Annotated in this window: 18 protein-coding genes; 1 reads left to right on the top strand and 17 read right to left on the bottom strand. The window is 54.3% G+C overall.

The genetic code is table 11. The features are described from left to right. Nucleotides 1-101: 101 nt before the first annotated feature. From DZE2538_RS19845 to pstS, 6 genes are all read right to left on the bottom strand, one after another. Nucleotides 102-938, bottom strand: coding sequence for an ABC transporter substrate-binding protein (locus tag DZE2538_RS19845; RefSeq protein ID WP_012886781.1), 837 nt, complete (start codon nucleotides 936-938; stop codon nucleotides 102-104). Nucleotides 939-1,175: 237 nt separating this feature from the next. Next, nucleotides 1,176-1,922 carry a phosphate signaling complex protein PhoU gene (phoU, locus tag DZE2538_RS19840; protein ID WP_023641131.1) on the bottom strand — a complete coding sequence of 249 codons (747 nt, stop codon included), beginning with the start codon at nucleotides 1,920-1,922 and terminating at the stop codon, nucleotides 1,176-1,178. A gap of 13 nt (nucleotides 1,923-1,935) precedes the next feature. Beyond that, complete coding sequence (gene pstB / locus DZE2538_RS19835) at nucleotides 1,936-2,712, bottom strand: phosphate ABC transporter ATP-binding protein PstB (RefSeq protein ID WP_012886779.1); 777 nt, start codon at nucleotides 2,710-2,712, stop codon at nucleotides 1,936-1,938. A gap of 89 nt (nucleotides 2,713-2,801) precedes the next feature. Continuing rightward, the gene (gene pstA / locus DZE2538_RS19830; protein WP_016941644.1) at nucleotides 2,802-3,689 is read right to left on the bottom strand and encodes a phosphate ABC transporter permease PstA; all 888 of its coding nucleotides are present in this window, start codon (nucleotides 3,687-3,689) and stop codon (nucleotides 2,802-2,804) included. Further along, nucleotides 3,689-4,648: a phosphate ABC transporter permease PstC gene (gene pstC / locus DZE2538_RS19825; protein ID WP_019844268.1), complete on the bottom strand. Its 960-nt coding sequence runs from the start codon at nucleotides 4,646-4,648 to the stop codon at nucleotides 3,689-3,691. Before pstC ends, pstA begins: the two co-directional genes overlap by 1 nt. A gap of 133 nt (nucleotides 4,649-4,781) precedes the next feature. Beyond that, complete coding sequence (pstS, locus tag DZE2538_RS19820) at nucleotides 4,782-5,822, bottom strand: phosphate ABC transporter substrate-binding protein PstS (protein ID WP_019844269.1); 1,041 nt, start codon at nucleotides 5,820-5,822, stop codon at nucleotides 4,782-4,784. Nucleotides 5,823-6,436: 614 nt separating this feature from the next. Between pstS and DZE2538_RS19815 the strand changes: the two genes are divergently transcribed. Further along, nucleotides 6,437-8,752, top strand: a complete 2,316-nt coding sequence (locus tag DZE2538_RS19815; RefSeq protein ID WP_038917058.1) for a sensor domain-containing diguanylate cyclase — start codon at nucleotides 6,437-6,439, stop codon at nucleotides 8,750-8,752. Nucleotides 8,753-8,833: 81 nt separating this feature from the next. Here the strand turns inward: DZE2538_RS19815 and DZE2538_RS19810 are convergent, their stop codons facing one another. From DZE2538_RS19810 to DZE2538_RS19760, 11 genes are read right to left on the bottom strand one after another with little or no spacing between them, the layout of a single operon-like run. Further along, a complete protein-coding gene (locus tag DZE2538_RS19810; RefSeq protein WP_038917057.1) occupies nucleotides 8,834-10,063 on the bottom strand; it encodes a beta-ketoacyl-ACP synthase in 1,230 nt (409 codons plus the stop codon). Beyond that, complete coding sequence (locus DZE2538_RS19805; protein ID WP_038917056.1) at nucleotides 10,063-10,794, bottom strand: 3-ketoacyl-ACP reductase FabG2; 732 nt, start codon at nucleotides 10,792-10,794, stop codon at nucleotides 10,063-10,065. The genes DZE2538_RS19810 and DZE2538_RS19805 overlap by 1 nt, the downstream gene beginning before the upstream one ends. Then, complete coding sequence (locus DZE2538_RS19800) at nucleotides 10,794-11,294, bottom strand: ApeP family dehydratase (protein ID WP_038914928.1); 501 nt, start codon at nucleotides 11,292-11,294, stop codon at nucleotides 10,794-10,796. Before DZE2538_RS19800 ends, DZE2538_RS19805 begins: the two co-directional genes overlap by 1 nt. 7 nt (nucleotides 11,295-11,301) lie before the next feature. Continuing rightward, entirely contained in the window at nucleotides 11,302-12,459 is a 1,158-nt protein-coding gene (locus tag DZE2538_RS19795) for a beta-ketoacyl-[acyl-carrier-protein] synthase family protein (protein WP_038917055.1), read from the bottom strand. Between the two features lies 1 nt (nucleotide 12,460). Beyond that, nucleotides 12,461-13,036: a DUF3261 domain-containing protein gene (locus tag DZE2538_RS19790; RefSeq protein WP_023641126.1), complete on the bottom strand. Its 576-nt coding sequence runs from the start codon at nucleotides 13,034-13,036 to the stop codon at nucleotides 12,461-12,463. Continuing rightward, entirely contained in the window at nucleotides 13,033-15,357 is a 2,325-nt protein-coding gene (locus DZE2538_RS19785; RefSeq protein ID WP_038917054.1) for an MMPL family transporter, read from the bottom strand. The genes DZE2538_RS19790 and DZE2538_RS19785 overlap by 4 nt, the downstream gene beginning before the upstream one ends. After that, nucleotides 15,329-15,913, bottom strand: a complete 585-nt coding sequence (locus DZE2538_RS19780; RefSeq protein ID WP_373565222.1) for a LolA family protein — start codon at nucleotides 15,911-15,913, stop codon at nucleotides 15,329-15,331. Before DZE2538_RS19780 ends, DZE2538_RS19785 begins: the two co-directional genes overlap by 29 nt. A gap of 59 nt (nucleotides 15,914-15,972) precedes the next feature. Then, nucleotides 15,973-16,401 carry an acyl-CoA thioesterase gene (locus tag DZE2538_RS19775; protein WP_012886767.1) on the bottom strand — a complete coding sequence of 143 codons (429 nt, stop codon included), beginning with the start codon at nucleotides 16,399-16,401 and terminating at the stop codon, nucleotides 15,973-15,975. Continuing rightward, nucleotides 16,398-18,107 (bottom strand): glycosyltransferase family 2 protein, encoded by a 1,710-nt coding sequence (locus DZE2538_RS19770; protein ID WP_038917053.1) that lies wholly within the window; start codon nucleotides 18,105-18,107, stop codon nucleotides 16,398-16,400. The genes DZE2538_RS19775 and DZE2538_RS19770 overlap by 4 nt, the downstream gene beginning before the upstream one ends. After that, nucleotides 18,098-18,463 (bottom strand): 3-hydroxyacyl-ACP dehydratase FabZ family protein, encoded by a 366-nt coding sequence (locus tag DZE2538_RS19765; RefSeq protein WP_019844278.1) that lies wholly within the window; start codon nucleotides 18,461-18,463, stop codon nucleotides 18,098-18,100. The genes DZE2538_RS19770 and DZE2538_RS19765 overlap by 10 nt, the downstream gene beginning before the upstream one ends. Continuing rightward, nucleotides 18,450-19,847, bottom strand: a complete 1,398-nt coding sequence (locus tag DZE2538_RS19760; protein WP_038917052.1) for an AMP-binding protein — start codon at nucleotides 19,845-19,847, stop codon at nucleotides 18,450-18,452. Before DZE2538_RS19760 ends, DZE2538_RS19765 begins: the two co-directional genes overlap by 14 nt. Nucleotides 19,848-19,856: the final 9 nt, after the last annotated feature.

Below are 19,856 nucleotides of genomic sequence, written 5' to 3'. Positions count from 1 at the left end.
TCTGGGAGAAGACCAGAGGCGAACCATCATCAGGTAAGAAATCAGGGAAACTACCACCGAACAGCGCAGGCGGTTACCTCGAGCTTAATGTCATCACGAACTTAAGCCTTGGGCTGTTGTTCCAGCGGTGCAATCTTGAAGTCACCGCGCGGCTGGGCAGACGGTGTTTGCGGCCCAAACCAACGGTTATAAATCTTCACAGCGTCGCCCTGTTTTTCCAGATTCAGCAGGATATCGTTCACTTTCTGCGTCAGACGATCTTCCCCCTTCGGCAGGCCGATACCTTGATACTCTTTGGTGATGCTAAACGGAGAAATTTCAAAGTCGGCTTTCTGCGCCGGTGCCAGGTTACCCAGCAGACCAACCAGTTTGGCGTCATCCTGGGTGATGGCCTGCACGTTGCCGTTACGCAGGGCGGCGAATGCCAGCGGGGTATCGTCGTAGGAAATTACTTTTGCCGTCGGGTAATGTTCACGCAGGGTGATTTCCTGCACGGTGCCTTTATCCGCACCAATGCGCAGGTTTTTAAGGTCATCCGGCGTTTTCAACACGCCTTTGCGGGCGATGAATTTCTGCCCGGTCGCAAAGTAGGGCACACTGAAATTGACTTGTTTAGCGCGCTCATCGGTGATGGTGAAGTTGGCGGCGATCAGGTCGACTTTTTTCGAGGTCAGCAACGGAATACGGTTAGCCGGGTTGGTGGCACGCAATTCCACCTTGACGCCGAGCGCGTTACCGATGGCTTGTGCGACGTCGACATCGTAACCCACCAGTTTTTTACTCTGCGGGTCGACATAACCAAACGGTGGATTGCTGTCGAATACCGCGACTTTCACGACACCGGCTTTCTGGATGTCATCCAGCTTGTCAGCCTGCGCGTTACCGGCCAGAGAAACCAAACCCGCCAGAAGAGAAAATGCCAAAAGAGGTTTTTTCATTTTTTATCCGCCTGTAGCCGTTATTTATAAAGAATGATGAGTGGATAACCACTTGTTAATTCAATAAATGCAGGCTAACAGCGGCTACAGCGCGCCGGAAATAATATAAACACCCATAATATGAACTTATGTTATATCCGCTCCGTGGCCCCCCGCTGACAGCAACGCTGAACCACGTTACTTATGACAACGCCCCGAAAACGGGGCGTTGTGTCTACATCAGGAAACCAGCCGGGCTTATTCCGGTTGCTGCGTTTCCGATTTGTCGGCATCTTTCTGTGCCAGCATTTTTTCCAGTGCGTCGCCACCCAGATGACGAAAATCCTGGCCTTTGACGAAGTAGAAAATGAACTCGCAAATGTTCTGGCAACGGTCACCGATACGCTCGATGGAACGGGCGCAGAACAAGGCGGTCAAAACGCTGGGAATGGTGCGGGAGTCTTCCATCATGTGGGTCATTAACTGACGCACAATGCCTTCGTACTCTTTATCCACCTTCTTATCTTCCATGTAGATGCGTTTGGCTTCATCCAGATCCATACGGGCAAACGCGTCCAGCACATCGTGCAGCATCTGCACAGTGTGGTTACCCAGCGACTCCAGGCTCACCAACAGCGGCTGATGCTGATGAGAGAACTTCTCCAGCGCGGTGCGGCAGATTTTATCCGCCACGTCGCCGATACGCTCCAGCTCGGAAATCGTCTTGATGATCGCCATGACCAGACGCAAGTCACTGGCCGTCGGCTGGCGCTTGGCGATGATACGCACGCACGCCTCGTCGATAGCCACTTCCATCATGTTGACTTTAGAGTCACCTTCAATGACGCGCTGCGCCAGTTCCGCGTCGCGGTTATGCATCGCAGTGATGGCGTCGGTCAGTTGCTGTTCCACCAGCCCGCCCATGGTCATTACCTGGGTGCGGATGCTTTCCAGCTCGGCATTAAACTGACCGGAAATATGTTTGTTTAGATTGAGATTGTCCATGATACTCCCGTAATCAACCGTAACGACCGGTGATGTAATCTTCGGTCTGTTTCTGCCGTGGCGCGGTAAACAGAGTATCGGTATCACTGAACTCAATCAGCTCGCCCAGATACATAAACGCCGTATGGTCGGAACAACGCGCTGCCTGTTGCATGTTATGCGTCACGATCACCACGGTATAGTCTTTCTTTAATTCAGAAATCAGCTCTTCGATGCGGCCGGTAGAGATCGGATCCAGCGCCGAACAGGGTTCATCCAGCAGCAAAACGTCAGGACGAATGGCGATGCCGCGGGCGATACACAAACGCTGTTGTTGACCGCCGGACAAGCTGTAACCGCTCTGGTGCAACTTATCCTTGGTTTCCTGCCACAGTGCCGCTTTGGTCAGCGCCCACTGAACACGCTCGTCCATCTCTGCACGCGACAGCTTTTCAAACAGCTTCACCCCAAAGGCAATATTGTCGTAAATAGACATCGGAAACGGCGTCGGCTTCTGGAACACCATCCCCACCTTGGCGCGCAGCAACGCGATATCCTGGCTATCGGTCAGAATATTGTTGCCATCCAGCAGAATATCGCCTTCGGCACGCTGCTCAGGATAGAGCTGATACATTTTATTCAGGGTACGCAGCAAGGTAGACTTACCGCACCCCGACGGCCCGATAAACGCCGTCACCTGATTTTTGGCAATATCCAGCGTGATGTTTTTCAGCGCATGAAATTTTCCATAATAGAAGTTCAGATTGCGCACCTGGATTTTGCTGGCGGATGTCTCTGTGACCATACTCATCAAGACTTCTCTCTTCTGGCGAACGCCGCCTGTGCGACGCCCGGATATACATTTAATGTTGCGTTATTAATCTGTTTTTTAGCGCGCTGTTAATGCGATTTTTTGGCGAACAGTACACGCGCAAGAATGTTCAGCACCAGCACACACAAGGTAATCAGCAATACCCCGGCCCACGCCAGCCCTTGCCACTCTTTAAACGGACTCATCGCAAATTTAAAGATGGTGACCGGCAGGTTGGCGATCGGCTGCATCAGATCTGTGCTCCAGAACTGGTTCGACAGCGAGGTAAACAGCAGCGGTGCGGTTTCCCCGGCGATACGCGCTACCGCCAGCAACACCCCGGTGATGATGCCGGATACCGACGCTTTCAGGGTAATGGCCGAAATCATCTTCCATTTCGGCGTCCCCAGTGCGTAAGCCGCTTCACGCAGACTATCCGGCACCAGTTTCAGCATGTTTTCCGTGGTACGGATAACGATAGGCACCTGCAAAAGCGCCAGCGCAATCACCCCCGCCCAGCCGGAGAAGTGTTCCATTTTGGCCACGACCAGCGTGTAGACGAACAGCCCCACCACTATCGACGGTGCCGACAGCAGGATGTCGTTAATAAAGCGAATCACTTCCGCGATCAGCGACTTGCGGCCGTACTCTGCCAGGTAGACGCCCGCCAGAATCCCCAGCGGCGTGCCAAACAGGGTTGACCACAGAATTAACAGCCCACTGCCGACAATCGCGTTGGCCAGACCACCACCCGCCGTATTCGGCGGCGGCGTCATTTCGGTAAACAGCGACAGCGACATGCCGTCAATGCCTTTAGTCACGGTGGACATCAGAATCCACACCAGCCAGAACAAGCCAAACGCCATGGTCAGCATCGACAGAAACAGCGCGACGCGGTTTTTCTGGCGACGCCAGGCCTGCATCTTACGGCGGGTTTCCATCGTGTCAGAACGGTTTTCAATACCAATGCTTGCCATTAGCGTGCTCCTTCGTTTTTAGCCAGACGCATGATCATCAGCTTCGAACAGGCCAGCACGATAAACGTAATCACAAACAGGATCAGGCCCAGCTCCATCAACGCGGCGGTATGCAGCCCGGTATCCGCTTCGGCAAATTCGTTAGCCAGCGCAGAGGTGATACTGTTGCCCGGCATATAAAGCGAGAAACTATCAAACTGGTACGTGTTGCCGATGATAAACGTCACCGCCATGGTTTCGCCCAACGCACGACCCAGCCCCAGCATCACGCCGCCAATCACGCCGTTTTTGGTGAACGGCAACACGATGTGCCAGATAACTTCCCAGGTGGTACAACCGATGCCGTACGCCGACTCTTTCATCATCACCGGCGTTTGCTCGAACACATCGCGCATCACCGCCGCGATGTAAGGGATTATCATGATAGCCAGAATCACCCCAGCGGCCAGAATACCGATACCGAACGCCGGACCGGAAAACAACGTGCCAACCAGTGGGATACTCGATAACACGCTGCCCACCGGCTGTTGGAAATATTTAGCGAACAGCGGGGCGAACACGAACAACCCCCACATGCCGTACACAATACTGGGGATAGCGGCCAGCAATTCGATAGCCACACCCAGCGGACGTTTCAGCCAGCCTGGCGCCAGTTCTGTCAGGAACAATGCGATACCGAAACTGATGGGGATGGCGATAATCAGCGCGATCAGCGAGGTCACGATGGTGCCGTAAATCGGTACCAGCGCGCCAAATTGTCCAGCGGGCGCATCCCACTCTTTGGTCCACAGAAAGGAGAAACCAAACGTTTTGATGCTTGGCCATGAGGCAAAAATCAGGGAAACGATAATTCCGCCCAGCAGCAGCAACGTCAACAGGGCCGCCAGTCTGACCAGCGCCCCGAACAGTATGTCGCCCTGTTTTCCCGGAGGTGTAATAGTTGGCTTTTGCTCAGCCATACGTCTCTCTTCTTTCAGATAACTACGTCTTTGCGATAATTGGGGGAGCCCCCAACCAATGTCAGAGGTGGATACCCCGTTTCCGGTTTATCCACCTCTCGGTACTCACACAACCGATCCTGCCAAGCGCAAATTAATACAGCGCTTTATCACTGCCATCTTTCACCTGGCTTTTCCAGGCAGCGCGAATTTGCGCAACCACTTCATTCGGCAGGGTAGCGTAGTCCAGTGCTTTCGCCTGTGCGCCACCTTTGTTGTAAGCCCAGTCAAAGAACTTCAGCACTTCTTTGCCCTGCTCAGGTTTATCCTGCTTCTTGTACATCAGGATGAACGTGGTGGTCGTAATCGGCCACGCGTTGTCGCCTTTCTGGTTAGTCAGATCCTGAGCAAAAGACTTGCTCCAGTCAGCGCCTTTAGCCGCGTTGCTGAAAGACACTTCCGTCGGGGTGACCGCTTTGCCATCAGCAGAAATCAGTTTGGTGTAGGTCAGGTTATTCTGTTTGGCGTAAGCGTACTCAACGTAGCCGATAGACCCCGGCAGACGCTGAACAAACGCAGCGATACCGTCGTTACCTTTACCACCCAGACCGGTCGGCCAGTTAACGGTATTGCCCGCACCAATCTTCTCTTTCCACTCGCTGTTCACTTTCGCCAGATAGCTGGTGAACACGTAGGACGTACCAGAACCGTCGGCACGACGTACCACAGCGATATCCTGATCCGGCAGTTTCACGCCCGGGTTCAGTTTGGCGATAGCTTCGTCATTCCATTTTTTGATCTTGCCCAGGTAGATGTCGCCCAGCGTTTTACCGTCCAGCGTCAGTTCACCGGATTTCACGCCCGGCAGGTTCACCGCCAGAACCACACCGCCGATAACGGTCGGGAACTGAATCAAACCTTCCTGGGTCAGTTTGGCATCTTCCAGCGGGGCATCTGACGCACCGAAATCAACGGTTTTAGCCAGAATCTGTTTTACGCCACCGGAAGAACCGATACCCTGATAGTTAACTTTGTTACCGGTTTCTTTCTCGTAAGAGTCAGCCCACTTCGTGTAAACCGGGGCAGGGAAAGTGCCACCAGCACCGGTAATATTTGCTGCGGCAAACGCAGAAATCGCCGTCAGAGAAAAACTTGCTGCAACAATACTGGCAATAGTGGTACGCATGAGTTTCATAATCCCTCCTGTGGGATGCCTAAACGTGTAGACCCGGAGCTATTGTTTAATCAGAGTGTAGTTTGCTGGTGGAGAAAATAGGTCAATTCAGTGACAGTAAAATGTACGCAATATGACAGTTATGTGACAGACGAGTCGGATTCAGCGAATCATACGGGGGTAGCGCTCAATAAAAGCAGGTCGGCAGAACATTAATACACATTGATAATTAAAGAAAAATTACACATCAGCGCGTTTATTACGATACCCTCACTCACTCTTTTTCCAACATTCCCCGAAAACAGAAGAAAATGAAGCGGTGTCATAAACAAGAACGGAACGCCGCGTGTGATACGCATAATCGTTGTGTCATCCGTTCTCAGTTTACGTCGTCAGTGTCACCGATTTATGTCATCGCCTGATTTTTGTTTCTTCCCGGTACCGATCCCACTGGCGATAAAAAAACCTGTTCTATACTCAGATATGTAACTGAAAAAACACGCTCTCACGTCAGGATCCCGCTCCCCTACAGGATGTTTTCATTCTTTTATCACCGAACCTAATAGTCGCGTTTTTCTGTTCTGGCACCAGGAAACAATGCACTGATTTTATTTATATTTACAGGAACAGTGACAATGAAAAAATATAACGCCGACGAGCAGCGCGTCGCGAAAATCAATGAGTACCATTTGCTCGACTTACACTTACGGCAATCGTTTCAAAACCAGGTCATTTTATTTGCACGAATACTGAATTTTCCCGCGGCCTTTATTTCGATTATCGATCTGGAGAAGCAGTGGCTGATTTTCAGCGAAGGTATCAATATTGAATGCACCGACCGGGATCTGGCGTTTTGCAACACGGTGATTTCCAGCGCCGCCACCTTGTTTGTGCCTGATACCCTGACCAATAGCCTGTTTTGCAAACACCCATTGGTTACCGGAGCCCCGCATATCCGCAGCTACTTTGGCGTTCCTCTGGTGCTCGATGAGGTTGTGGTCGGCTCGCTGGCCGCCATTGACTATCAGCCGCGCATCCTTGACGAGGCGACGCGCGAGACCGCGGCCTTCGTTGCCAGCACCACCGAATCTCTGTTTAAGCTGCAAAATGAACGGCTGCATCGGGAGCAGGAAATCCGACTACTGAATAACTCATCCGTGGTGCTCATCAACTGGCAACAGGACAATATGCTGCACATTTCCTATATCTCGCCCAACGCGCAGCATGTGCTGGGTGTCAACCAGGAAGAAATCCGCCACCACTGCGCAATGATGGAAAGCTATGTCCACCCTGATGATTACGAGAATATGTTGTTTGCACTGGATAACCACAAAAAAGGGGTGGCGAATCTGGAATGTGAATACCGCTTTTTATCGCCCATGGGAAAAACCTTGTGGATTCGACAGCTTTCCACCGCCAGTTACCACCAAAGCGGCAGGCTGAGTCATGTACAGGCATTGCTGATCGATAATTCCCACCAGAAATACCTGCAAAAACTGCTGGTGGATACCAATAACCAGATGCGACTGGTGCTGGAGTCATCCAGCCTGGGCACCTGGGACTGGGATTTAGGACGGCACACCATTCGCGTTAATAAACAATGGTGTGAAATGATGGGGATTACACAAGACCAGTTCGACTCCTCACTAGACCACTGGCAGCAATTAATGCATCCACTGGATCGGGAAAAAATGGTCCTTGCGGCAGAAGCCTGCGCCACCGGCCAGGCTACGCTAATTAATGAACAATACCGGATGCGCCATAGTAAGGGCGATTGGGTATGGATTGAAACCTACGGCAAGGTGGTGGAACACAATGAAAAAGGCAAACCGATTCGGGTTGCCGGTACCCATCGTGATATCACGGAAAAGAAAAACAAAGAATTGCAGGAAGAGGCGGATAAACGCCTGCTGGAATTGATTAACCGCGCGCAAAAGATCTTTCTGGAAAAAACCGATATTCAGGAAGCCTGCATGTCCATCTTTGACGACCTGCTCTCTATTTCGGCGTCAGAGTTTGGTTTCATCGGCCAGGTCAGAGAGCATGAGAATAAGAAAGTGCTGCACATCGTCGCGATTTCCAATGTCAGTTGGAACGGCGACAGCAAAAATTCTTATAACACGTTCCTGCAAAACAAATTGCAGTTCACCAGCCTGGATAACCTGTTCGGGCATGTGGTAACCACCGGCAAACCGGTGATTACCAATACACCGCGCGCGCACTCCGCCTCACGCGGCGTGCCGAAAGGCCATCCCATCCTGCGTCAATTTATGGGTTTACCCATTTATTTTCGTAATGAAGTAGTCGGCATGATCGGACTGGGTAACCGCTTTGACGGCTACAATGAACAGCAATTACGCTTCCTCAGCCCGTTCGTGGATACACTGGGGTCACTGTTCTACGCGCTTGAGACCCAACGCGCCAGAGAAGAGCTGGAAGCCAAACTGCTGGAAATGGCGAATACAGACCCGCTGACCGGTATCCACAACCGCCGCGCCTACATTCTGGAAGCAGAGAAGTGCTACCGTAATCACGAGAAAAATACCGCGCTGGCAATTATCGATATCGACTTCTTCAAAAAGGTTAACGATCAGTACGGTCACCACGTCGGTGACGTGGCTATTTGTCGCCTGGCGGAGATCATTACCAGTAAACTGCGTACCGATGACTTTGTTGCCCGGCTGGGCGGCGAAGAATTCGGCCTGATTATGCACCACGCCAATCCCGATAATGTGGATGCCATTATGAATGGCATCCGTACCGAGGTGGAAAATACCCTGTTCACCGTCGACGGTTATTCTTTCCATTTTACTATCAGTATCGGTGCCACCTTTATCAAGCACCGCCATGTTCAAAACCTGAAAGATAATTTCGAAAGCGATATGAAGCGGGCCGATGACGCCCTGTACGAAGCGAAAAACGCAGGCCGCAATCGGGTGGTGTGGAAATAAAACGCACACCTTACCGAGGCATGATGTCAATAAGGCTCCCGATGGGAGCCTTATTCTTCGTGATTTTCTTGTAATAGCGGGTTATGACGGCCAGCGCCGGAAAATCAACGACGTATTGATACCGCCAAAGGCAAAGTTATTGGATTGGATGTATTCCACGTCAAGTTGCCGGGGCTCACCGATAATGTAATCCAGCACGCCGCAGTCCTCAGCGGGTTGGCGTAGATTCAAGGTCGGGGCGAACCATCCCGCGCGCATCATCTCAATCGACATCCAGGCTTCCAGCGAGCCACACGCGCCTAGCGTGTGTCCGAAATAGCTCTTTAGCGAGGAAATCGGCGTCGTATCACCAAAAATCGCCGCTGTTGCCTGACTTTCCGCGACATCACCGCGATCGGTCGCGGTGCCATGGGCGTTGATATACCCGATATCGGCAGGTGTTAATCCCGCCACCCGCAACGCCCCTTCAATACAGACCTGCATCGTTTCTCGTTGCGGTTGAGTAATATGGGCCGCATCACAGTTAGTGTAAAAACCGACCAGCTCGGCGTAGATGGTGGCACCACGTGCCTGTGCATGTTCCAGTTCTTCCAGAATCAGCGTTCCAGCACCTTCACCGATGACCAAACCATCGCGAGCGGCGTCAAAAGGCGCAGGCGTCGTTTCCGGCGCATCATTACGCTGACTGGTGGCAAACAACGTATCGAAAACCGCCGCCTCTGATGGACACAGCTCCTCAGCCCCCCCTGCCACCATCACGGTCTGATAACCATGTCGGATTGCTTCCCAGGCATAACCTATCGCCTGACTGCCCGATGTACAGGCGCTGGAGGTGGGAATAACGCGGCCACGCAAACCAAAAAACAGCCCGGCATTAACGGCTGTTGTATGCGGCATCATCTGCACATAGGTGGTGCCGGTAATATTGTTGGTATGCTTTTCCGTCAGCATGGTGGCGAATTCACTGACCGGGCCGGTGCTGCCGGTAGATGAACCGTAGGCAATGCCGGTTTCACCATTGGTGAGTACCGGATTACCCAGCAGGCCCGCCTGCTCCAGCGCCAGTTCCGTCGCACGGGTCGCCATCAGCGAAACCCGCCCCATTGAGCGGATTCGCTTGCGGGTATAGTGCTCTGGCAGTCGAAAGTCTTCCACCGGCGCACCCAGCAAGGTGTTAAGACCGTCATAAACCTGCCATTCCGGCATCTTGCGCACGGCATTGCGACCGGCAAGCAATCCACTGGCGACCTGCTCCCAGTTGTCGCCAAACGCGGTGACCCCGCCCATCCCTGTCACAACCACACGACGCATCACAGCATGCCTCCATTGATTGAAATCACCTGACGGGTCACATACCCAGCAATGTCAGACATCAAATAACTCGCCAGCCCGGCCACTTCTTCAACCTGCCCCATTCGCTTCATCGGGATGATTTTCAGCGCTTCATCAATCACAAGGGGTTCCAGTTGCGTCATACCGGTTTCAATTAACCCTGGCGCGATGCAGTTCACGGTGATCTTCCGTTTCGCCAGTTCTATCGCCAACGCTTTCGTCGCGCCGATGATCCCGGCTTTGGCGGCACTGTAATTCACCTGGCCACGGTTACCCATCATGCCGGAAACCGAAGACAGCGTAATAATTCGTCCCCCCTGGCGCAGACCAATCATTGGCATAACGCAGGGGTGGATAACGTTGTAAAAACTATCCAGATTGGTATGAATCACGCTGTCCCACGCCGGTCCATCCAGCGCCGGAAACGCGCCATCACGAGTAATACCGGCATTACTGACCACGCCATAGTAGGCACCGTGTTGCTCAATATCGGATTCGATCGCCACACGACACTGTTCCCGATCGGCGATATCGAACTGCATGCAGCGGCCTTGCCCCCCCAACCGGATCAGTTGTTCCACTGTCTCTTCGGCGCCGTTTCGGTCGCTGTGATAATGCACGACGACCAGAAAACCATCCTGCGCCAGTCGCAACGCAATAGCGCGGCCAATCCCCTTGCTGGCCCCCGTGACTAATACCGAACGCGTCATCAATCGTTTCCCTGCTCTAATAATCGTTGTAATTCAGTCTCATCTGGCTGATAGGTGTTTACCCTGCCTGATGCGAAGACGTCACCTGCAATGAGAATGTCGCCATCAAAGCTGCCGATCTTATCATCACGCATTAACAGCGTGACGTTGACTTCCAGCAGAGTGCCCGCTGGAAAAGCATCCTGCTGGCTGCGGTAACCGCGCCCCCCCAGCAACATACCTGGCCGGGGTTTTTCATCCTGATGCTGGCGATGATGCCAACCCGCCCACACCCCCACCGTCTGGGCGATAATTTCAATGCCAAACCAGGCAGGCAAATTCCCTTCGGCATTCAGAAACGGCCCCAGTGCGCCGTCGCGGCTAACCCGAACCCGGCAACAGGCACTGTTCTGATCAACCCGTACCACTTCATCCACCATGACCATAGGAGCGTGATGAGGTAAATAGTGGTGGGGCGAATAATAGTCGGCGCTATGATAGCCACTCTGATAGTCACTCATTCGAGAGTCACTCCTCGGTTTTCCCCAGAATCAGGCAGGCGTTATTGCCCCCGAACGCAAAAGAGTTAGACAGGATCACCGGCCGCATCAATGGTGCCGGTGCCGTAAGCAAACCACAGGCTGGCAGTGTGTCATCCGGCTCACAGTCTGAAAAATCCTGTGGTGGCAACGGCAAATCACGCGTCAGTAATAGCCAGCATAACGCGGCTTCACCAATCCCTGCGGCACCCAACATATGCCCGGTCAGATGCTTGGTTGAACTGCACGGCACCGTTTCGCCGAAAATCTGGTGGATCACCGCAGACTCGATTTGATCATTAAGCCGCGTCGCCGTTCCATGCAGGTTGATGTACCCCAGTTCGTGCGGCGCCAATCCCGCCTGCTCCAATGCCATGATAATGGCACGTTTCGCCCCGGCACCTTCCGGGTGTGGCGCAGACATGTGATGGGCATCGGACGATTCACCGATCCCCAACACTGCAACCGCCGCCGGTTCCCGACCGATGACCATCAACGCCGCCCCTTCACCAATCGAGATGCCGTCACGCTGGCGGCTAAAAGGGGTGCAACGACGGGCCGACAGCGACTCCAGACTATCAAAACCATTAACCGGCATGCGGCTAAGCGTATCCGCGCCGCCCACTATCGCCACATCCGCCAGACCAGCCTCAATCAGCCGTTTTCCACTGATAATCGCCCGCACACTCGATGAGCAGGCGGTAGAAAGGGTATACGCCGGACCGGTGGTTCCCAGATAAGCCGCCAGAAAACGTGAAGGGTCGCCCAGTTCCTGCTGCGCATAGTGGTAGGTGGGCAACCCATCGCTGACAAAACGATCGGCCTCATCCAACCCAGAGGTACTGGTACCCATGATAATCGCCACGCGATCGGCGCCAAATAGCGCAATAGCCTCATCGACCTGTGGGCGAATCTGCTCCAGCGCGGCCAGCAGTAGCTGATTGTTGCGGCTGTTATGTACGGCAAGAGACGGCGGTACCGTCGGGAGCGTCGCCAGCACATTCCCCGTCCAGCAAGTTTTGCCCTGCAACAACCAGCGATCGTCAGGCCGCATTCCCGGTGCACGCCCCGCCATCAGATTGCCGACGATATCATCGGCATCATCACCCAGTGCATTGAGCAAACCCACAGAATGGATATAAATCATACTAACCATCCAAATATTGAATAACGATGTGGTAGCCGAAGGCGAGGTGTTTCACACTGACGGGCTCCCGCTGGTTATTACGCTGCTGATAACGAATCTCGACGACCAAATCGCCGTGGTTATCACGCAGCTGGCGCGTATCGCCGTCGTCTTTTAACGTCCAGCCAGTCGGCAACTGTTGCTGCCAGGCCGACAATGGCCAGTGACTGAGCATGATATCTGCCAGCACCTGGCTGGCGGGCGGTAATTCGGGCAGTACCAGCGACTGCTCGGTATGCACGCCAGTGGCGTCATAGGTGATGCGGAACAAACGAATCCCCAGCGATGACAGGCCCGCCAGTGACAACTGACGTTGATCAGCATGCAACAGCACCAGTAAAGACTGTTGTTTTCCTTTATACGTGCCCGTCAACAGTTGTTGTTGTTCCACCGTCGGCGAGATACCCGGTGCGGGAAGCGTGACTTTAACGCCGGGTTTAAGCCATGCCTGAGGTCGGGGATCGGACGGCTTACCGGCACAGGCGCTCAGTAACACCATCACCACCGCCATCAGGATCAGCCTGGCAGATACTCTCATTTTCGTTTCCCTTTTGAATCCGGCAACGCCAGCGGCGCCAGTAAAAAAGCAATAAAAATACCGGCACACAACACAATGCCAAAACTACTGATGGCCTGAGTACTGCTGAACACCAGCATACCCAGCGTCAATAAGGTGGTGCACATCGCCAGCGTGACTGCCAGCAACGATGTCATCGGTGTAGCGCGCGGATTACCAAAGAACAGCGTGTAATTGATGCCGATACCCAATACCAGCACCAACGCCAACAGCGAAAACAGATTGAAGGGATGTCCGCTGAGCGATAGCACCGCCACACTCCCCAACAACGACAACACCGACGGCACCACACTCAGCAAACCGCGACGTATTCCCAGTCGCAGCACATAGCTCAACGCGATCACACCAACAGCAACCGCCAGCAATGCGCCAAGGATCATACGATACAGGCCAAATAACTGATCAAATGTGCCTTTACGATCGATCCACACCACCCCCGGTATATCCTGCGACAAGGCTTCCAGTCTGCTACTGTCTTTTACGCCGTTCACCGGCACCAATACGCCGCTAACGCCATTTGGCAACGTCAGCCACAACAACCGCCAGCCTTCGCTGAGTGGACTGTTAAGCCAGTCTTGCGGCGTTACCGTCATCGGGCGAATATCCGGTTCACCCAGACTGACGCCAGCCTCACGCAGGCGGGCCATCACCACCGGTGCTGCAGCGGCGATCAGCTGCGTATCCTGTTGCTGGCGCTGTAGTGCATTGAGCGGCAACAGACGATAAGACGCGAAATCATGGTGCTGCTGTGCCACATCCAGAGCGGGTGCCAGTTGTGCCAGCCGCTGTAGCGTCTGTTCCGGCGAGTCGCCATACACCATAAACCAGGTCTGGTCGGCCTGTTGCCCGGTCAGCGCGCTGATTTGGCGCTCCTGTTGTACCAGCGACGGCGGCAGCGATTGCAGCTGTGTGATATCGTCATTCACATCAATACGCCACACCCCAATCACACCAACGACCACAACCAAGAGCGGAATCCCCCGACGCACCCATGCATTACGACGCCAGGCCGCCAGCCATCGACCCATCAGCACCATCGCCGGTATCGGGCGCACCGGCAAGCCGCGTACCAAAAAGGGATACCAGACCATCACCGTCAGGCATGATGCGGTCAGTCCTGCGGCAGCAAACACCGATAACTGCCGCAAGCCGGGAAACGGCGCCAGTACAATAATCAGATAGGCCACGACCGTGGTACCCAACGCCAGCAGCAATGCTGGCAAGACCTTTCTCAGGCTATCGAGCGGCGATACCGCACCGCCATGCACCATACGCTCGGTCAGGTAGTACAGGGTGTAATCGGCAGAAATACCCACGATGCTGAGGCTCATCACCAGCGTCATCACATGGATTTCGCCAAACAGCAGCAACGTGCAGACGGTGCCGACCAGCGCGCCTATCGATACCGACAACGCACATAACACTAACGGCCTGACTGAGCGGAACGCGAAAAATACCAGCAGCAACACCCCTGCGACAGTGGCGCTACCCAGTGTGGAGACATCGTGTCGGGCCTGCTGGCTGGCGTAATCGCTGAATAACAACGTACTGCGGGTCAACACCTGTGACTGTGGAAACGCCGCGCGCAGCTCGCCCTGCAACCGGTCCAGTTTTTCCACCAGTTGGTGCCCGGCCGTCATATCAAACGCACTGCCGCCCGCCAGTTCGCCATGCAGGAAATACCAGGTACGCCCGTCCTTATCTTTGACCGTCAGCCACCCCTGCGCCAACATCATCTGGCTGGCCTGCTGTTGCAACGCCAGTTGCGACCCTCTCACCAGCAACAACGGGTCGTGCGTCAGCTCCAGGCTGCTGACACCGGCAAAAGCGGAATACAGCTGCGATAGCACCCAGTCAGCCTGAGCATCACCGCCCCGCTGCAACCGCTGGCGGGTAGCGTTATCGATCAACCCGTTGCGATGCTCAAACGCAAAGCGTCCCCACGCCTGTTGCTGCTGCGCGTCGACCGGTCCATTGACCTGTTTGAATTCAGGCAACGAACGTAATTGCTGTAACCAACGTTCGGCCACCGCCGGATTCGCCTGCTCACCCGCTGTTACCAGCCATACCATTTGCTGATCAAGACGTTGCATAAACCCTTGCTGAAGCGCAGGCGGTGCCTTACCCATCGACTGCCCCGGCAGCAGGGCCAGTACGCTGCTGTTAATTCTTGCCTGCGGCCATAGCAACGTCAGCGCCAGCAACAACGCGATGATAATGACGCCCCAGGCTATCGCCGCACGGCGATGCCAGTCAGAAAACGAATCGTTTTTGCTCGTCATCACTTAACGCCTGAGGGGTAATACGCTGATTGCTCAGCACAATGCGGGTCATATCCCCTTGACGATCGTTGATCACTATCTCATCGAGAAAGGCTTGTCCGTTCAGGGTAATAGCATTAAATAGCTTATCGAGCGGAGACACTTTCGGGGTCAACACCAGACGCCAGCGCTGTTGGCCAAGATCGCTAAAATCGATCTTGAAGTTTTGCTCCAGCACCTGACGGTCAGCCTGAAACAGCGCCCGTAACAGGTGGTTGAACTGGAACATCTGAGGCTGACTTTCTGCGGTGATAATTTGAGGCGGCTGGCCATTCATCACCTGCACCATGCGTTGGTCATCTAACACCAGCGTCATCGCAAAAGGCGTGGCCTGATGCCACCACAGCCCTTTCTGGCGGGCAATCAGCATCGCGCCGCTCGATTTCAGCGGCTGCGCCATGCCGCTGATTTGCCGTAGCTGGGTAAAATCAGCACGCACTACCGGCTGGCTACTAAAGCGTTGCTGCAACTCATCGAGTGTTACGGCCCGCGCCGTCAGGCTTAGGAGCATCATCATCGCCAGTAATACGACGGGTTTTATTATTTTTACGCTGAAAGTCTTCACGACGTTCGTTTTCATATCGTCACTCCCAGACGATCCAACAAAATTTTCGGCGAAACAAAACTCAGGGTTTTGCTGCCCTCTTCCACCGCCACCTGAATGGTGTAGCCAGTGGTAGTACGCTGCCCGCTTTCCACATCGAAAATCTGGTAAGCGATACGCAGGCGATTCTCCACTTCTTCAATCGTCGCCCGTACGCGAATTCGCTGCTCGTAGGTCAGCACCGAACGGTATTTCACCCGAGTATCCACCACCGGCCAGACGAAACCGGACGCTTTCATTTCCCGATAGCCGTAATTGAATTTCCCCAGTAACGCTTCCCGCGCCACTTCGAAAAAGCGGAAGTAATTGCCGTGCCAGACCACGCCCATCGGGTCACAGTCATGAAAAGAGACGACCAGCTCGACCTCATGGCTAAGATTGAGATCCGTTAACGCACTCATGTGTTTTCCCCATCAGTCGGCGTGTCATCCGACAACTGCCAGAAATCAAAAAAATTAAACCAGTCCAGCGGCGCTTTTAGCGCGTGGTGTTCCAGCCGTTCGGCGTAGCGATCCACCACGTGCTGCAAAGCGCTCTGACGCTGAGCTCGCGGCAACAAAATAGGGTCGGCGAACGGTTCGCAATAAACACGTAATTGGTCATGCTCACGGATGGCGAACATCAGCAGTACCGGGCAACGCAACGCTGCCGCCAGTACAAACGGCCCTTGTGGAAACGGCGCAGGCCGCCCCAAAAACGAACTCCAAATCACCCGACGTCCGCCACCGCGCTGCCGATTTACCGCCGTGCGGTCACCGACTATCGCCACCCACTCACCGGCATCCAGCTTCTGTTGCAACAACATCGCGGTATCCGGACCGATATCGCTGACCGGAATCAGGTTAACACCGGCTTCAGGCGTGACCGCTTCCTGAATCTGCCGAAAACGCTGGGCATTGTCGGTAAACACCAACGCATTGATAACCAGACCGCTGACCTGACGGGCCAGACCACGGCACACCTCGATATCGCCGAGATGAGAAGCCAGAATCAACTGTCCGCGCGCACGTCCATGATTGATAGTCTCCCGCGCACCGGGAGCAAAATCGATATCCCGCCCCCACTGCAAATCGCCGCGCCAGCTGGCGATTTTATCGATCATGGCATGACCAAAACGCAGAAAATGGTGATAGCTGGTTAACGGACGCGGCAAGCTAACCTGTTGTTGCCGGGCATACAAACGCACCGCCCGTAGCCAATCCTGCGAGGCTTTGCGCTGCGGGCCGCCAGTCAACCAGTAAAATGCGATCACCGGCCACAGCAGCAGGGTAAATGCCCGGCGGCCAAACCCTCGGTAAACCTGCAACATGAAACGCATTCCGAGCATACCTTTGCGTTCATTGATAGCGGCCCAGTGCGGTTCACGACGGCGTTTAAGTAATGAAGGAATGCGCGGCAACATGCCGAAAAACAAACGGGTATGCATCCAGGAAATACGCAGGTTGTCACGCAATGCATCGAAATGGGAAATCCCGTTTTCGGGGTAAACCACCCGTGTCGGGACAAAACGGCTGAAGGTGCCGTTCCAGTACAGACGCACCATCACTTCGGTATCGAAATCCATACGACGACCGATCGCCTGCTTTGCAGATAACGCCAGTGTCGGCGCGATAGGGTAAACCCGGAACCCGCACATACTGTCTTTTAGCGACAACGAGAGCGTTTCGATCCAGACCCAGACATGGGTGACATAGCGGCCGTACAGCCGTGAACGTGGTACCGACGCATCGTACAGCGGCCGCCCGGAGATCAGGCAATCTGGCCAGGCACGCGCTTGGGCCAGCATACGCGGCGTATCTTCGATGTGATGCTGACCATCCGCGTCAACCTGCAATGCATGGCTGTAACCGGCGTGCGTTGCCATTGCCAATCCGTGCATGACGGCCGCGCCTTTACCGCTGTTCTGTGCTAATCGAAACAGCCTGACATTGGCGAATTCATCCGTCAGGCGGGACAGTACCTGCTGTGTTGCGTCATCACTGCCATCATCGACAATCAGTACCGGTAACCCGAATGGGGCCAGCCGCGTCAGAACGCTGCGCATCGTCGCGCCATGGTTATAGCAGGGGATCACCACGCAGGGTGAAAAGGCTTGGGTCATCGACATAATCGAATTTTCCCGCTGCTGGCGGCCTGGCCGGTTTCAGTCGCCGCCTGCCCAGTAGCTATAATGTGGTAGCTGAAGGTCAGTTGCTGTTTTTCTTCCAGCCAGTTCAGCGTCAGACGCAGGGTTTTCCCCGGCAGAACCGGATGTTGGAACTTGATGTTTTCCACCGAGAGAAACCGCCAGCCAGGTGCCAGTATCTCCCGGCCGTAATGCAGCGCCCAGTCAAGCTGCGCCACCCCCGGCAACAAGGGTTGCTGTGGGAAATGACCATCGAACCAGAACAGGTTCGCGTCAATATACAGCAGCAATTCCGCCTGTGATGCAGAGCAGACGCGTGAAAGCTCAACCGGCCGCATGGAACAGCTCCTGAATCTGTGGCCAGGCGCGTTTGCTCTGACTGTTAACTGGGATAGCGTCGACAATACGCCAGAAACGCGGCATCGCTACCGGCTCCAGCCATTTGTGCAACTCATGACGCCACTGGCGTTTTAACGCTGGCAATACACTTGAGGTCGCCGGCGATTTCAGCACCAACACCACCCCAATACCGCTTCGGTCTTGCCGGGTCACCTGCAAGGCCACCGCATCGTCAATTTCTGGTAGCGATAACAGTCGGCGTTCAATCTCACTGAGCGAAATACGTTTGTCTTCAATCTTCACGATACGATCGTGGCGTCCGCACAGTTGGAAACAGCCTTGCTCGTCAAACGTGAGCTTATCATCCAACACCACGCCTTCCGGTTGTGGGATCAATGCGGAATGAATCCGCCAGCTACCGTCGCTGTCCTTCTTAAACGACACGTCAGAAAACGGCTGCCAGACGCTCTGTTCGTCTTGCCGGGAACGCCAGCCCACGACCCCCGTTTCCGTACTGCCGTAAATTTCATCCACCGCGTTTCCCAGCCACTGCTGTGCAGATTGCGCACACGGCCACGGCAGAACACCACCGGCCGACACAATCAATTCGCAGTGAGGCGCCTGAAGGGAATGGTCAATGCGGCGCAAAAACGCCGGACTGCTGATAAAAGCGTAACGCCGCTCAGATGAGTGTGCCGACAGTTGCTCGCTATACAGTACCTGACGGCTATCAAAACTCAGCCCCAGCGACATCGGCAACCAGATACGGAATGTCAGCCCGTACATATGCTGGTGGGTCACCGACGCCATGATATGGCAATCACGCAAACGCTCACCCCATAACCGGGCCAGCCAGCGCGCTTCTTCATCCATACAGCGTATCGGTTTATGTATCTGACGGGGTTTCCCGGTGGAGCCGGAAGTAAACAATATCAGGCAGGCGTCGTCAGAAATGGGCGGCAGTATAATGTCATGGTGGCAGTCATTACGGTGACAGGCATCATCATGCAACACATCATCGGTTGAAAGATAAAAGCAATGGCAGGACAGCGACATACGACAGTCTGTCAGTAACCCGTCAAACTCATCACACTGTTCACGCAGTACCGACTCCCGGCAATGGCCGTAAATGACCGGCGTTTTCCCCGCATGCAGCGCGGCCAGTAGCGCCACCGTGAACAGGTAGCTGTCTTCAAAACATAACGCCCAGCGTGATTCATCGCATGACATCAGTTGCCGACACAGCGATACCACCTGCCGACGCATCATCGTCAGCGTAAAGTTCCGCTTACCGTTTGTCGCAACAATGCGCGCGATAGACGTGATAGACATGTCGTCGCTGATTAACCAGTCACTCAGTGACCGGGTTGTCACATTATTCATTCCGTCACA

Origin of the sequence: Dickeya zeae NCPPB 2538, assembly GCF_000406165.1 — a bacterium.
GTDB lineage: Bacteria > Pseudomonadota > Gammaproteobacteria > Enterobacterales > Enterobacteriaceae > Dickeya > Dickeya zeae.
This window is presented reverse-complemented; position numbering and strand designations above follow the sequence as displayed.

What these genes read in the sequence shown, in the direction of transcription:
- pstS (WP_019844269.1), bottom strand. Translation starts at nt 5,822, where the DNA reads ATGAAACTCATGCGTACCACTATTGCCAGTATTGTTGCAGCAAGTTTT.
- DZE2538_RS19805 (WP_038917056.1), bottom strand. Translation starts at nt 10,794, where the DNA reads ATGACGCGTTCGGTATTAGTCACGGGGGCCAGCAAGGGGATTGGCCGC.
- pstC (WP_019844268.1), bottom strand. Translation starts at nt 4,648, where the DNA reads ATGGCTGAGCAAAAGCCAACTATTACACCTCCGGGAAAACAGGGCGAC.
- DZE2538_RS19845 (WP_012886781.1), bottom strand. Translation starts at nt 938, where the DNA reads ATGAAAAAACCTCTTTTGGCATTTTCTCTTCTGGCGGGTTTGGTTTCT.
- DZE2538_RS19810 (WP_038917057.1), bottom strand. Translation starts at nt 10,063, where the DNA reads ATGCGTCGTGTGGTTGTGACAGGGATGGGCGGGGTCACCGCGTTTGGC.
- pstB (WP_012886779.1), bottom strand. Translation starts at nt 2,712, where the DNA reads ATGAGTATGGTCACAGAGACATCCGCCAGCAAAATCCAGGTGCGCAAT.
- pstA (WP_016941644.1), bottom strand. Translation starts at nt 3,689, where the DNA reads ATGGCAAGCATTGGTATTGAAAACCGTTCTGACACGATGGAAACCCGC.
- DZE2538_RS19795 (WP_038917055.1), bottom strand. Translation starts at nt 12,459, where the DNA reads ATGATTTATATCCATTCTGTGGGTTTGCTCAATGCACTGGGTGATGAT.
- DZE2538_RS19815 (WP_038917058.1), top strand. Translation starts at nt 6,437, where the DNA reads ATGAAAAAATATAACGCCGACGAGCAGCGCGTCGCGAAAATCAATGAG.
- DZE2538_RS19785 (WP_038917054.1), bottom strand. Translation starts at nt 15,357, where the DNA reads ATGACGAGCAAAAACGATTCGTTTTCTGACTGGCATCGCCGTGCGGCG.
- DZE2538_RS19760 (WP_038917052.1), bottom strand. Translation starts at nt 19,847, where the DNA reads ATGAATAATGTGACAACCCGGTCACTGAGTGACTGGTTAATCAGCGAC.
- phoU (WP_023641131.1), bottom strand. Translation starts at nt 1,922, where the DNA reads ATGGACAATCTCAATCTAAACAAACATATTTCCGGTCAGTTTAATGCC.
- DZE2538_RS19775 (WP_012886767.1), bottom strand. Translation starts at nt 16,401, where the DNA reads ATGAGTGCGTTAACGGATCTCAATCTTAGCCATGAGGTCGAGCTGGTC.
- DZE2538_RS19770 (WP_038917053.1), bottom strand. Translation starts at nt 18,107, where the DNA reads ATGTCGATGACCCAAGCCTTTTCACCCTGCGTGGTGATCCCCTGCTAT.
- DZE2538_RS19790 (WP_023641126.1), bottom strand. Translation starts at nt 13,036, where the DNA reads ATGAGAGTATCTGCCAGGCTGATCCTGATGGCGGTGGTGATGGTGTTA.
- DZE2538_RS19800 (WP_038914928.1), bottom strand. Translation starts at nt 11,294, where the DNA reads ATGAGTGACTATCAGAGTGGCTATCATAGCGCCGACTATTATTCGCCC.
- DZE2538_RS19780 (WP_373565222.1), bottom strand. Translation starts at nt 15,913, where the DNA reads ATGATGATGCTCCTAAGCCTGACGGCGCGGGCCGTAACACTCGATGAG.
- DZE2538_RS19765 (WP_019844278.1), bottom strand. Translation starts at nt 18,463, where the DNA reads ATGCGGCCGGTTGAGCTTTCACGCGTCTGCTCTGCATCACAGGCGGAA.